This window comes from Intrasporangium mesophilum (assembly GCF_054783095.1).
The window spans coordinates 193,671-207,241 of the sequence record NZ_BAAGRF010000013.1 but is presented as its reverse complement, the minus strand read 5'-3'; the positions used below and the strand labels follow the sequence as shown (position 1 = coordinate 207,241).

The following is a 13,571-nucleotide window of genomic DNA, read 5'->3' as shown; positions in this document are numbered from 1 at the left end:
CGAGGGTGAGTCGACGGCCACGTTCGTGCGTGGCGCCACCCCGGCGTCCGTCGGGGTCACCAGCGGTCGTGGTGGAAGATCTCCTCGACCGGGATGCGGGACGCGGGCTTGAAGCCGGAACCGGTGAAGTAGGCGACCGGCGTCATACCAACCTGGGTCACGTCCTCGAACGGTATCCCCAGCAGCTCGGCGGTCTCCCGCTCGTAGGTGAGGTGCCGCGTGGTGAAACAGGTGCCCAGCCCCCGGGCCTGCGCGGCAAGCATGAAGCTCCAGAACGCGGGCATCACCGACCCGTACAGACTCGCCAGCTCGCGGCTGTCGGCGTTCGCGGTGCGCTTGCGCCGGATGGTCGCGACAACGAGCCAGGGGACCTCGGCGAGGTGGTCGCGCAGATACTCGCCGGCTGACTGGAGCCTGTCCTGGGCCGGCCGACGGATGTCATCCGGCTCGTAGTCGACCAGGGTCTTGACGGCGTTGACCAGGCTGCGCTTGTAGAGGTCGGCCAGGCACTTGCGCACGGCCGGGTCCGAGACACACACGAAGCCGTAGTCCTGCCGGCTCGAGCCGCTGGGCGCCTGCATGGCGACCTCGACGCACTCCTCGACGAGTGTCTGGGGGACCGCCCTGGTCAGGTCCAGGCGGCGCCGGACCGCTCGGGTCGTCGTGAGCACCTCGTCGGCGGACAGCTGCTCCATGGTCACGCTCCTGTTCTGTGGCTTCTGTGGCCCTCGGTTGCTGTAGGCCGGTCATCCCGCGGGGCAGCGTGCGTGTTGCCGAGGGCATGCTGGTGCGCCTAGCATCATGGTATGCGATCGTATACAGCGTCAGGAACCCTGTCCTGTGCGCCGCGATCGGACGACCGGTTCGCTCGCATGGGACTCGGATCTGCGTCGGAGTGACCCACGCGCCACGACCGAGCGGGCGCAAAGCTCGCGTCGGATCTCATCTCCGAAAGGGCGGGGCATGACAGCTCGCTATCTCGTCAACTGTTCGATCCTCTTCACCGATCTGCCTGTGCTGGATCGTCCGGCAGCGGCGCGGGCCGCCGGGTTCGACGGCATCGAGTTCTGGTGGCCGTTCCCTGTGGCGGTGCCCGCCTCCGCCGACGTGGACGCCTTCGTCGATGCCGTGTTGGAGGCCGACGTGCAGCTGGTCGGTCTGAACTTCTTCGCCGGCGACATGCCTGGTGGCGACCGGGGCGTCGTATCGTGGCCCGGAAGGGAGCAGGAGTTCCGGGAGAATGTCGAGCTGTCGGTCGAGCTCGGCAAACAGCTGGACATCCGAGTGTTCAATGCCCTGTACGGCAACCGGCTCGAAGGCATCGCACCGGGTGAGCAGGACGAGCTGGCGCAGGAGAACCTCACCCTGGCGGCGCGAGCTGTAGCCCGCCTCGGTTCGACGGTCCTCGTCGAGCCGCTCAGCGGTGCCGAGCGCTATCCGCTGACCAAGGCCGCCGATGCGCGCGGCGTTCTGGACCGCCTCAAGGCCGGCGGGGTCGAGAACATCGGCCTGCTGGCCGATCTCTACCACCTGGCCGTCAACGGCGAGGATGTCGCTCGGGCCATCGACGACCACCGCGACCTCATCGCCCACGTCCAGATCGCGGACTCACCCGGTCGTGGGGCCCCGGGCACCGGCCACTTGCCGCTACGAGAGTGGATCGTCGACCTGGAGCGTGGTGGCTACGAGGGCTGCGTCGGCCTCGAGTACCTCCCGACGCCACGCCAGGACCCCTTCGCCTGGTTGCCGCCCGCAGAGCGCGGCTCGAACGCCGGAGCGTCCACTCGGACGGAGAGCGACGCATGACGACCATCGGCTTCATCGGGCTGGGCATCATGGGCGGGCCGATGGCCTCCAACCTGGTTGCGGCGGGCTTCGACGTTGTCGGCTTCAACCGAAGCCGCGCCAAGGTGGACGCCCTCATCGCCCGGGGCGGTCGGGGCGGGACCGGGATCGGAGACGCGGTCAAGGGGTCCGATGTCGTCATCACGATGCTGCCCGACTCGCCGGACGTCCGCGAGGTGGTCCTCGGCAGCGACGGAGTGCTGGCCCACTCCCGCCCAGGCCAACTACTCATCGACATGAGCACGATCCGCCCCGACGTGTCGCGGGAGATTGCGGCGGCCGGCGCCGCGGTCGGTGTCCTGACGCTGGACGCACCCGTCAGCGGAGGAGAGGCCGGAGCCGTGGAGGGCAACCTGTCGATCATGGTGGGAGGCGCCGAGGCCGACGTCCAGGCGGCTGCGCCGGTGTTCGCGGCATTGGGCTCCACGATCGTGCACGTCGGCCCGCACGGCGCGGGCCAGACCGTCAAGGCCGCCAACCAGCTGATAGTGGCTGGTCATCTCCAGCTCCTGGCCGAAGCGTTGGTCTTCCTCGAGGCATCGGGCGTCGACCGCGAGGCGGCGGTCAGGGTGCTCGGCGGTGGGCTTGCCGGTAGCACCGTGCTGACCCGCAAGTCCCCAGCGATGTTGGCCGGCGACTTCAGGCCGGGCTTTCGGTTGGCTCTGCACCACAAGGATCTCGGCATCGTCACGCAGGCCGCACGCGAGGCGGGTGTGGTGATCCCGCTCGGGGCTGCGGTGGCCCAGCTCGTCGCCGCCCTCGTCGCGCGCGGCGACGGACAGCTCGACCATTCCGCGTTGCTGAAGCTGGCCAGGGAGCTCTCCTTCGAGCCGGGGTCTGACTGATCGAGGCCCATTGCATACCTTTGTATGCCGCGATACGCTCCTCGGTGTTCCGTTGGCGCGACGAAGGGTCGGGTTGTGACGAACGTGGCTGGCGCGCTGGCGACCATGCTGGCGAAGGTCGGGGTGAAGACCGTCTTCGGGTATCCGGGGGACCCGACGATCGAGTTCGTCGAGCGCTGCCGTGAGGCCGGGCTCGACGTCATCTCGGCGACCAGAGAGGCCAACGCCGCTTTCATGGCCGAGGCGCAGGCCATGCTGACAGGCGATCTCGGCGTGTGTCTGTCGACGCTGGGCCCGGGCTCGACGGCTCTGGTCAACGGAGTCGCGGCGGCCAACCTCGACCGCGTCCCCGTCCTCGCCTTCTCGGGCCAGATCGAGACCAGTCGACAGGCGACCTTCACCCACCAGGTCGTCGACCACGAGCGGATGTTCGGCGCCGTGACGAAGTGGGCCGGTCGCGTCGAGGCCAAGGCCGTCGAGGTGACCATGCGCAAGGCCCTGCGCACCGCCGTGGCCGAGCGTCCCGGGGCGGTGCACCTCAGTGTCGCGAGCGACGTGTTCACCACCGAGGTCGATGATTTCGACCCGACGCCTCCGCCCATGCGCCCCTCCCGCCCGATCCCTCGGGTGGTCTCCTCGACGCGTGACTCCGACCCGGTCGCGGCACTGCATGCCGCCCGCCGCCCGCTGCTGCTCGCCGGCATCGGGGCCGTCCGAAGCGGCGCGACGACCGAGCTGCTGCGCCTGGCCGACGTGGTCGGCATGCCCGTGGTCGTGAGCCCGATGGCCAAGGGTGTGGTCCCGGAGGACTCCGAGTGGTTCGCCGGCATCCTCGACATGGCCTGCAACGCGACGGTGTGGCAGCTCGTGGCCGAGTCGGACCTCGTCGTGGCCGCAGGCTTCGACGCGGTCGAGCTGATCAAGCCGTGGCGAGTGACCGCGCCAGTGCTGCACATCGACGCTGTGGAGAACACCGACCAGATCTACGTCAGCGCGCATGAGGTGGTCGGGGACGTCGCAGCCGTCGTCGGCTGGCTCGCCGACTCCTTTCATGGCGAGGCGCGCTGGACCCCGGCCGAGCTCGCGGCATACCGTGCCGGACTCACCGACGCCTACTACGCGGGTCGCGTGTCCGGTGCCCTCAACCCGACGGACGTCATCGACTCAGTCCAGCAGAGCACTGCCGCGGACGCCGTGGTCTCCACCGACGTCGGCTCGCACAAGCTCCTCGTGGGACAAGGCTGGCGGGCGACACAACCGCGACGCGTCCTCATGACCAACGGCCTGTCCTCGATGGGTTTCGGCCTCCCGGCCGCGGTGGCGGCGAAGATGAGCCGGCCGGAGTCCCCGGTGGTGTCCATGATCGGGGACGGCGGGTTCGCCATGTCGGCGTCCGAGCTGCGTCTTGCGGCGGACCGCGGTCTCGGCATCGTCGTGGTGGTGCTGGCCGACCAGAGCCTGAACCGCATCGAGATCAAGCAGACGGCCCTCGGATATCCGAGCGTCGGCACCCGCGTGCCGGACACCGCGGTGGCCAAGGTCGCCGAGGCCTACGACTGCCACGGCGTTCGAGTCGAGACGGTCGAGCAGCTCGACCGGGTCCTCGCCGACGTCGGCTCCCTGGACCGCCCCCTGGTGGTCGAGGCTCGCATCGACCCGGCTCAGTACACCTCGCAGTTCTGATCCACGGAGGACTCGTGTCGTCGACCCAGACCGCCACCAGGCGGCTCGCTCACCTGGCCCGCGTCGCTGCCGAGGCGCCGGAGGCAAGGGCTCCTGCCCGCGACGCCGTCGTGGACTGGTTCGGCGCCACCGTCGCGGGCCGGCGCATGGAAGCCTCGCAGATCGCGTCGCGGGCCCCGTTCCTCGACGAGCCCGGCCGAGCCAGGCTGGTTCCCGACGGGCGGCCCGCATCGGTCCGCACGGCCGCACTGCTCAACGGGCTGTTCTCGCACGAGGCGGAGATGGACGACATCTACCGCGAGGGCCTGTACCACCCGGGTTCGCCGACCGTAGCGGCAGCCTTCGCCGTCGCCGAGGGGCTGGACGCCACCGGAGACGACCTGCTCGCAGCTGTTGCCGGTGGCTACGAAGTGGGATGCCGGATCGCCGAGACGGTGAACCCGGCCCACTACCGCTACTGGCACACGACGGGAACGGTCGGCACGATGGGGGCCGCTGCGGCTGCCGGACTGTTGCTCGGGCTGGACGAGGAGCGGCTGGCGCACGCCCTCGCCGTGGCGACGTCCATGGCGGCCGGGCTTCAGCAGGCGTTCCGCTCAGGCTCGATGAGCAAGCCCCTGCACGCCGGACACGCCGCCGAGGCCGGGGTGCTGGCCGCGAGCCTCGCCTCCGAGGGGTACCGAGGCACACCTGAGGTGCTCGACGGGGACATCGGGTTCGGCGTCGCGATGTCCGACGCCCCGGACTGGTCCGCGGTCGTGGACCTCACCGACCGGCCGCCGGCTGTCTCGCAGGTGACCGTCAAGCCGCACGCGTGCTGCGGACATACGTTCGCCGCGGTCGACGCCGCGCTGGACCTGCGCGCCGAGGGACTGGATCCCCGACGCGTCCGGTCGGTCGAGGTGGGCACGTACCAGGTCGCGATCGACGTCGCGGGCGGGACCTCCGCCGAGACCGCCGGGGAGGCCAAGTTCAGCATCGGCTACTGCGTGGGTGCGGCGCTGACCCTGGGCGCGGTCGGCATGGACGCTTTCGACGCGAGCCACTTGAGCGACCCCGCGCTGCGGCGGTTCGCGGAGTCCACCCTGCTTACCGCGGACGACCGGATGAATGCCACGTTCCCCGGCCGTCGGCAGGCCCGCCTCGTCGTCGTCGACGACGACGGCAGGACCTGGCAGGCCGAGCGCTCGACGCGCCGGGGCGACCCTGACAGCCCGCTCTCGGCCGCGGAGCGTCGGACCAAGTTCGACGGCATGGTCGTCCCAGTGGTCGGCGTGGAGGCGGCGGCACAGCTGCACGAGGCGCTCACCGGGCTTGCCGACCTCGAGCACCTCAGCATGATCCCGCTTGGCACGGAGGCACACGATGACTGACGCAGGCATTGTCCGGATCGACCCCTTCCTCGACGGGGAGTTCCGAGTCGGCCAGGGAACGACGGTCACGATCGACGACAAGTTCACCGGCGCGCCGGCCGCCGAGGTGTCCCAGGTGTCGTCGGACCAGGTCGAGGCGGCTGTCGGCTCGTTGGTGCGCGCCCAGGCGACGACGGTATGGCCGGTCGCCGACCGGTCCGAGGTGCTCACTGCGGCCTCCGTAACACTGCGCGAGCGGTCTGAGGCGTTCGCCCGGCTGGTCGTCGCGGACACGGGTTTTACGATCACCGATGCTCGCCGGGAGGTGTCTCGGGCCGCCGACACCCTGCAGCTGTGCGCGGAGGAGGCCAGACGACTGGTCGGCGAGGTCGTCCCCGTCAGCGGCGTGCGTGGCCAGGAGAACCGGGTCGCTTTCACGACGTACCACCCGCGGGGCGTCGTGTGCGCGATCACGCCGTTCAACTCCCCGCTGAACACCGTGACGCACAAGGTCGGTCCCGCGCTGGCGGCGGGCAACGCCGTCCTGCTCAAGCCTGCGACCCAGACGCCCCAGAGCGCCGACGCACTGGTCCGGCTCCTCCTCGAGGTCGGGTTGCCGGCAGGCCTGGTCTCGGTCGTCTACGGCGGCGGCTCCACAGTGGGGACCTGGCTCGCGCGCGACGAGCGACTGGCCTACTACGCGTTCACCGGGAGCACGGAGGTCGGCCGGACCCTGCAGTCCTCGGTCGGTCTTCGGCCCACCCAGCTGGAGCTGGGGAGCCTGTCCAGCACGCTGATCACGGCCTCCGCCGATCTTGGCCGGGCCGTCGAGCTGTGTGTCAACGCGGGCTTCCGCAAGGCCGGCCAGGTCTGCACGTCGATCCAGCGGCTCTACGTCGAGCAGCGTGTCCTCGACGACGTGGCCGAGCGACTCGCCAAGACTCTCGGCGGCAAGGTCGCGGGAGATCCCAGCAGCGACGACACGTTCGTGGGCCCGCTGATCGCACCGGCCGAGGCCGACCGGGTCTGCGGCATCGTCGAGGAGGCGGTGGCGGACGGCGCACGGCTCGCCTACGGCGGCGGGCGCGCCGGGAACGTGCTCGAGCCCACGGTCGTCGCCGACGTCCCGAGCGGCTCCCGCGTGATGCGCGAGGAGATCTTCGGGCCGGTGGTCGTGCTGCGCGGTTTCGACGCCCTGAGCGATGCGGTCGAGGAGGTCAACGACACGCCGTTCGGGCTTGCCGCGGGCGTCTTCACCGAGAGCCTCAACGAGGCGATGTTCGCCGCGCAGGCCCTGCGGATGGGCTCGGTGCACATCAACGAGACGTCGAGCAGTCGCCTCGACCTCATGCCGTATGCCGGTGTGAAGGACAGCGGTCACGGGACCGAGGGACCGCGCTACGCCGTGCGTGAGATGAGCGAGCAGCGGCTGGTGTCGTGGCTCCCGACGAGTCCGATGCCGTGATCCGACGGGACTGACCTGCGACCGTTGCACCATTGCATACGAACGTATACCATTGTGCTCGTGAGGTACGACGTCGTCGTTGTGGGGGGCGGAAACGCCGGGATGAGTGCGGCGCTCGCCGCCGCGGAGCGGGCCGAGCGGGTGCTCCTGCTCGAACGGGCCCCGTTCGATGAGCGAGGTGGCAATACCGGCTTCACGGCCGGGGCGATGCGCTTCGCCTACGACGGGGTGCAGGACTTGCTGGAGATCGTCTCGGACATCGACGACGCGACCCTGGCCCGGACTGACTTCGGGTCGTATCCGGAGTCGCAGTTCTACGACGACCTCTCGCGCGTGACCGAGAACCGATGCGACCCCGACCTCGCCGAGGTCCTGGTGACGGGAAGCCAGCCCGCCGTGCGGTGGCTCAAGTCCAAGGGCGTGAGGTTCCTGCCGATCTTCGGGCGTCAGGCCTACGAGGTCGACAACCGGTTCACCTTCTGGGGCGGGCTCACCCTCGAGGTCAGCGGCGGCGGGCGCGGCCTCGTGTCGTATCTCGAGCGTGCCTGTCGCGACAACGGCGTCGCCACGTTGTACGGGGCACGCGCCCGCGAGCTGATGGTCGACTCGAGCGGAGTGGTGGGGGTTCGGGTCGAGCGTCAGGACCCCGACGGCCGTCGACGGGTCGAGGACATCGAGTGCACCTCGGTGGTGCTTGCCGCGGGTGGCTTCCAGTCGAACGCCGCCTGGCGGGCGCGCTACCTGGGCCCCGGCTGGGACCTGGCCAAGGTCCGCGGCACCCGGTACGACACCGGCGACGGGATCGAGATGGGCCTGGCGGTGGGCGCCAGCCCTGCCGGCCACTGGTCGGGGTGCCACGCGGTGGCCTGGGACTACAACGCCCCGGAATACGGCGTCCTGCAGATCGGCGACTCCTTCCAGAAGCACAGCTACCCCCTCGGGATCATCGTGAACCGAGACGGCAAGCGGTTCGTCGACGAGGGCGCCGACTTCCGCAACTACACCTACGCGAAGTACGGCCGGGAGATCCTCGCCCAGCCGGGGCAGGTGGCCTGGCAGGTCTTCGATGCCAAGGTCCTGGACCGGCTGCGCGACGAGTACCGCATCCGTCAGGTGTCCAAGGTGCGCGCCGACAGCATCTCCGAGCTCGCGGCCCGGATGGTCGGCATCGACGAGACGGCTTTCATCAAGACCGTCGCTGAGTACAACGGCGCTGTCCGCATGGACGACGGCGAGTACAACCCGAACATCCTCGACGGGCACGGCACGGTCGGACTGCACCCGAACAAGAGCAACTGGGCACTGACGATCGACGAGCCGCCGTTCGAGGCGTATGCCGTGACGTGCGGGATCACCTTCACCTTCGGCGGGCTGCGCATCGACAACGAGGCGCACGTCCTCAACGACGCAGGCGCACGCATTCCCGGCCTCTTCGCGGCGGGTGAGATGGTCGGCGGACTCTTCTACTTCAACTACCCGGGCGGGTCCGGCCTCTCCAACGGGACCGTCCTCGGACGCCTCGCCGGGAGCTCGGCCGGCGACCGGGCCACCGGCGTGGCGTGACGCCGGCGCCGAGATGACGGCGACCTGAGCTCAGCAGCATGAAATGTGCCCAGCGGAAAGGACCTGGTGATGGCCAAGCGAGCAACTCTCGATGACTTCGTCGTCGTCGACTGTGACGTGCATGTGCACGAGATGCCTTACGACCTCATTCCCTACATCGACATGCCGTGGCGGGTGTCCCTGGAGGCCATTGCCGCGAACGCGCAGAAGTACCTGGAGATCGGGTATCTCGACGTCCCGGCGTTCTCGCCGGGTGCGAGCGGCTCGAGCTTCGGGCCGGTGTGGCCCTCGAGCCACGAGGCGCTGCGGGTGGTGCTGACACCCGAGGCGATGCGCGAGGAGCTCAGCCGGATCAACGTCGACATCGGCATCCTGTTCCCCGACAGCATGCTGAAGCTGGCCACGATCACCGACGAGGAGTATGCCGCTGCGCTGGCCCGCGCCTACAACGCGTGGCTCGTCGAGACGTGGTGCCGGCCCGAGGAGGGTCTCGTCGGCTGCATCGTGGCGTCACCGCAGGCCCCGGACGACGCCGCCGCGCAGATCGAGAAGTACGCCAAGCACCCGGGCGTGGCGGGGGTCTACCTGCCCGGCGCTGCCGTCGACCCCCTCTGGGGCGACCGCAAGTACGACCCGATCTTCCGGGCGGCCGAAGCGGCGGACTTCGCGGTCCTGCTGCACAGCGTGGGCATCGTGCACCCGACGTACCCGTTCAACACCCACGGCTTCACCAGTGGGTTCGGGCGGCATACGACCTCGCATACGTTCTCGATGATGGCCAACACCGTGCACATCGTGAGCACCGGGGTCCAGGAGCGCTTTCCCAACCTTCGCATCTGCTTCACGGAGGCCGGCGTCGGTTGGGTGCCGTTCGTGATGATGCGGATGGACCGGGCCTACCGTCAGGGTCGGGACGAGCTGTCGTCCCTGACCAAGCCGCCGAGCGAGTACATCCGGAACTTCTTCTACGCGACCCAGCCCATCGAGGAGCCGCAGTCCCTGGTGGACATGGTCCGACTGATGAATCTCTACGACGGCGAGGACCAGACGGTGTTCGCATCCGACTGGCCGCACCACGACTTCGACCACCCGAACAAGATCCACCAGATGCCGTTCTCGGACGAGGCCAAGGCCAAGATCTTCGGCGGGAACGCGCTGCGGATGTTCAACATGGACGCCCAGTGCCGGCGGCTGTCGCTGTCGCGTGAGGCTGCGTCGCGGTGAACGAAGGGCATGTGGTCGGGAGGGCCGACGGGGCGGTGCCTGACGTTCCCGAAGATCAGTATTCGCAGCTATGAGGTGTCGGTGGACGACGGCGAGGTCAGCGTCCACTTCTGAGCGGAGGTTTTCGTGGGATTGATCGTCGACTCGCAGTTGCACGCCTGGCGCACCGTGCTGCCCGGCATGACTGCGCACCGGGAAGGGCCGTTCGACGCAGGCGTGATGCTCCCGCTGATGCGTGAGGCCGGGGTCGCCGGTGCGGCCCTGGTACCGACCAGCTGGGACCCGGAGGGCAACCAGGCCTCGATCGACGCGGCCAGGGAGCACCCGGACCGGTTCGTCGTCATGGGGCTCATCGACTCCTTGGAGGGCCTCGGGGACCGACTCGCCGGATGGCGCGACGAGGGCATGTGGGGGCTGCGGCTTCCATGCCGTCAGGAGCCGTACGCCACGTGGGTGGACAGTGGCGAGCTGGACACACTGTGGACCGAGGTCGAGAAAGCGGGTCTGCCCGTCATGGCGTTCGGGCCCGGGTCCAAGCTGGACGTGATCGCTGCCGGTGCCCGGGCCCATCCGGGCGTCTCGATCGCGATCGACCACCTCGCCATGGCGCCGCCGGACCGGGAAGTCGACGTGCCCAACGACGAGCAGCTCGAGCGCGTCATCGCTCTGGCGGACCTGCCCAACGTGTCGGTGAAGCTCTCGAGCCTGCCGCTGTTCTCGCGACAAGGCGCACCCTTCGCAGACATGTACGACCCGGCTCGCCGGGTCGTCGAGGCCTTCGGACCGGAGCGATGCTTCTTCGGCACCGACCTGAGTCGGCAGCCCTGCACCTACAGCGAGGCCATCGCGATGATTCGCGCGGCGCTCGCGGACCTCTCCGAGGACGAGCTCGACCTCGTGCTCGGTACCGCTCTGACCAGATGGCTGGGCTGGAGCCCGGCCCCGCTCTAGAACGCGCAGAGCTGCGCGGCCGGGAGATTTGCCATGAGTGATGTCGCCAACCTGTACGTCGCCGGCACCTGGCGTGGCGCCGCCGACGACGGCACGCTGGATGTCCTGAACCCCGCCGACGAGTCGGTGATCGGCACGGTGGCCGCCGCGACGTCGACGGATGTCGGTGCCGCGGTCACGGCAGCCGTCGCCGCCCAGCAAGCGTGGGCCCGGGTGCCGATCGTCGAGCGCGGCGACGCCTTGCGTCGGCTGGCCGACCTGATCGAGGCCGACACCGACCGGTTCGCGCGGTTGCTGGTCACGGAGGTGGGCAAGCCGCTGCCCGAGGCGCTGGCCGAGGTCGGCTTCGCGGTCGAGTTCCTGCGGTACAACGCCCGATGGGACCGGATCCTGTCCGGCGACATCCTGGCCGGTGACTCGCCCGGCGAGGTCATCCATCTGCTTCGCGTGCCGCTCGGAGTCGTGGCCGCGATCTGTCCGTGGAACTTCCCGCTCGCGGTGCTCTGCCGCAAGCTCGCACCCGCCCTGCTCACGGGCAACACGGTCGTCGTCAAACCGAGCGAGGTCACGCCGCTCACGGCGCTGGAGCTCGTCCGGCTCGTCGACGAGCACCTCGACCTCCCGGCGGGGACCGTCAACCTGGTCAGCGGGGGACCGGCGGTGGGGGCCGAGCTGGTGGCGAACCCCGGAATCGCGATGGTGTCCTTCACCGGCCACCGAGACACCGGCAAGGCCGTGATGCGCAGTGCCGCGGACAACCTGACCCGGGTTGCCCTCGAGCTCGGCGGCAAGGCACCGGCCATCGTCCTGCGGGATGCCGACCTCGACGTCGCCGTGCCGGCGATCCTCCGGGCACGGCATACCAACTCGGGGCAGGTGTGCACGTCCGCAGAGCGGGTGCTGGTCCATCGTGACCTCGTCGAGCCGTTCGTCGAAAGATACGTCGCGGCCGCGGAGGCACTGGTCGTCGGCAACCCGAGCGGCACCGTCGACATGGGCCCCATGGCCAGTGCGGCGCAGGTGACCAAGACGTCGACGGCAGTGGAGCGGGCCGTCAAGGAGGGCGCCTCGCTCCGCACCGGGGGAGGCCAGCCAGAGGGGGCGGCATACGACGCGGGGTACTGGTTCGCGCCGACGGTGCTGACCGATGTCCCGCGCGACGCCGCGATCCTTCGCGAGGAGACCTTCGGTCCGGTCACGCCCATCGTGCCGATCGACACTCTCGAGGATGCGTTGACCGTCGCGAACGACTCCCGCTACGGGCTGTCGGCGTACGTGTTCAGCACGGACTACTCGTCGGTCATGCGGACCGTGGACGAGCTCCAGTTCGGGGAGATCTACGTCAACCGCACCCTGGGCGAGTCCGTCCATGCCCACCATGCCGGGCTGAAGGAGTCGGGCATCGGAGGCGAGGACGGCAAGTGGGGCATCCTCAAGTACACCCACGTGAAGACCGCGTACCACCGCTACGGGTGACCTCGTGACGCCGCGCACCCGCTCACCAAGGCAGCCCTCGCGCCTCGGCAGCCGCATGCTGACGAGGCAACTGGCGCGGCCTGATGACCGGCGCTCGGTCCCTGCCGATCGCAGCGCCAAATCGTTGCGAAGCAGGGTTCGACCAGCTATTGCGTCCCTGTCCGTCGTGCGCGTATGTTCGACGAGTTGAAGGTATGCAGTCGTATACCCAACCATACCAAAGACGGTGTGACCCTGAGGATGGAGCTCCCCTGATGACATCAGCGGACCGCGAGGCGAGGGTGGTGGCATCGGACGTCGGCTTCACCGAGGGACCGGTGTTCCTGCGCGACGGCCGCATCCTCTTCGTGTCGATCGACCACGGAACGGTGTATGCCGTTGACGAGGCGGCGAGCGCCGGTCCGAGGGGAGCGGTGCGGGTCGCCACGGTGGGCGGCGGGGTCAACGGAGCGACCGAAGGCCGTGACGGCTTGGTCTACCTCGCCCAGGCCGGCGGGCGCGGCGGGGCGACGAAGGGCCTGCTCACCTCCACCGGAGGCGTGCTGGTCTATGACCCCCGCGGGGTTGTGAGCTGGCTGACCATGGACCCGATCTCGCCCAACGACCTCGCCTTCGGCCCGGACGGCCTGCTGTACGTCACCGACCCGACCCGCAGCCCGAAGCGCGCCGACGGACGGGTCTTCCGCATCGATGTCGACACGGGGCTGGCCGAGCTTCTCTGCTCGGTGCCGTGGTACCCGAACGGGATCGCGTTCGGTCCCGAAGACGACGCGGTGTATGTCGCGGACACCAGAGGTTCCCGGATCCTCCGGTTCCCGCTCTCGCCTTCGGGCCTGGGCGAAGTGGAGCTGGTGGTGCGGATGGACCGCGGACGTCCCGACGGCTTCTGCTTCGACAGCGAGGGCAACATCGTCATCGCTGCTATCGGTGATGACGGCGAGGCCGGGTGCATCCAGACCTGGACTCGCGACGGCGAGTCGCTGGACAGCTTCGACCCACACCTGGGCCAGGTCGTGACCAACGTCGCGATCAGCTCGGACCGTCGGTGCGTCATCACGGCTGCAGGGGAAGGAAAGGTCGCGGTGGTCGACGACTGGCCGGTCGCGGGCCTGGAGCTGCATCCATTCCGGAACAGCTAGACGAGAACGGGCAAGACGAGTTCGGCAC

General features: G+C 69.4%; 11 protein-coding genes. 10 read left to right on the top strand and 1 reads right to left on the bottom strand.

The features are described 5' to 3' along the window. Positions 1-56: 56 nt before the first annotated feature. Positions 57-695, bottom strand: a complete 639-nt coding sequence (locus ACYVLP_RS12415) for a nitroreductase family protein (RefSeq protein ID WP_460627656.1) — start codon at positions 693-695, stop codon at positions 57-59. A 268-nt stretch (positions 696-963) separates the two neighbouring features. Here ACYVLP_RS12415 and ACYVLP_RS12410 point away from each other — a divergent pair, with 268 nt between their 5' ends. The 10 genes from ACYVLP_RS12410 (at position 964) to ACYVLP_RS12365 (ending at position 13,543) form a co-directional block, all read left to right on the top strand. Further along, entirely contained in the window at positions 964-1,806 is an 843-nt protein-coding gene (locus ACYVLP_RS12410; RefSeq protein WP_460627655.1) for a hydroxypyruvate isomerase family protein, read from the top strand. Further along, on the top strand, positions 1,803-2,690 hold the full coding sequence (locus ACYVLP_RS12405; protein ID WP_460627654.1) for a 2-hydroxy-3-oxopropionate reductase: 888 nt from the start codon (positions 1,803-1,805) through the stop codon (positions 2,688-2,690). The genes ACYVLP_RS12410 and ACYVLP_RS12405 overlap by 4 nt, the downstream gene beginning before the upstream one ends. A 75-nt stretch (positions 2,691-2,765) precedes the next feature. Further along, the gene (locus ACYVLP_RS12400; protein WP_460627653.1) at positions 2,766-4,373 is read left to right on the top strand and encodes a thiamine pyrophosphate-binding protein; all 1,608 of its coding nucleotides are present in this window, start codon (positions 2,766-2,768) and stop codon (positions 4,371-4,373) included. Positions 4,374-4,387: 14 nt separating this feature from the next. Beyond that, positions 4,388-5,746 carry an MmgE/PrpD family protein gene (locus ACYVLP_RS12395; protein WP_460627652.1) on the top strand — a complete coding sequence of 453 codons (1,359 nt, stop codon included), beginning with the start codon at positions 4,388-4,390 and terminating at the stop codon, positions 5,744-5,746. Further along, complete coding sequence (locus ACYVLP_RS12390; protein WP_460627651.1) at positions 5,739-7,190, top strand: aldehyde dehydrogenase family protein; 1,452 nt, start codon at positions 5,739-5,741, stop codon at positions 7,188-7,190. The genes ACYVLP_RS12395 and ACYVLP_RS12390 overlap by 8 nt, the downstream gene beginning before the upstream one ends. Positions 7,191-7,250: 60 nt before the next feature. Next, a complete protein-coding gene (gene tcuA / locus ACYVLP_RS12385) occupies positions 7,251-8,753 on the top strand; it encodes an FAD-dependent tricarballylate dehydrogenase TcuA (protein ID WP_460627650.1) in 1,503 nt (500 codons plus the stop codon). 69 nt (positions 8,754-8,822) lie between these two features. Then, the gene (locus ACYVLP_RS12380) at positions 8,823-9,977 is read left to right on the top strand and encodes an amidohydrolase family protein (RefSeq protein WP_460627649.1); all 1,155 of its coding nucleotides are present in this window, start codon (positions 8,823-8,825) and stop codon (positions 9,975-9,977) included. A gap of 126 nt (positions 9,978-10,103) precedes the next feature. Continuing rightward, positions 10,104-10,928, top strand: a complete 825-nt coding sequence (locus tag ACYVLP_RS12375; protein WP_460627648.1) for an amidohydrolase family protein — start codon at positions 10,104-10,106, stop codon at positions 10,926-10,928. 33 nt (positions 10,929-10,961) lie between these two features. Beyond that, entirely contained in the window at positions 10,962-12,404 is a 1,443-nt protein-coding gene (gene aldA / locus ACYVLP_RS12370) for an aldehyde dehydrogenase (RefSeq protein ID WP_460627647.1), read from the top strand. Between the two features lie 254 nt (positions 12,405-12,658). Beyond that, positions 12,659-13,543, top strand: coding sequence for an SMP-30/gluconolactonase/LRE family protein (locus tag ACYVLP_RS12365; RefSeq protein ID WP_460627646.1), 885 nt, complete (start codon positions 12,659-12,661; stop codon positions 13,541-13,543). Positions 13,544-13,571 lie beyond the last annotated feature (28 nt).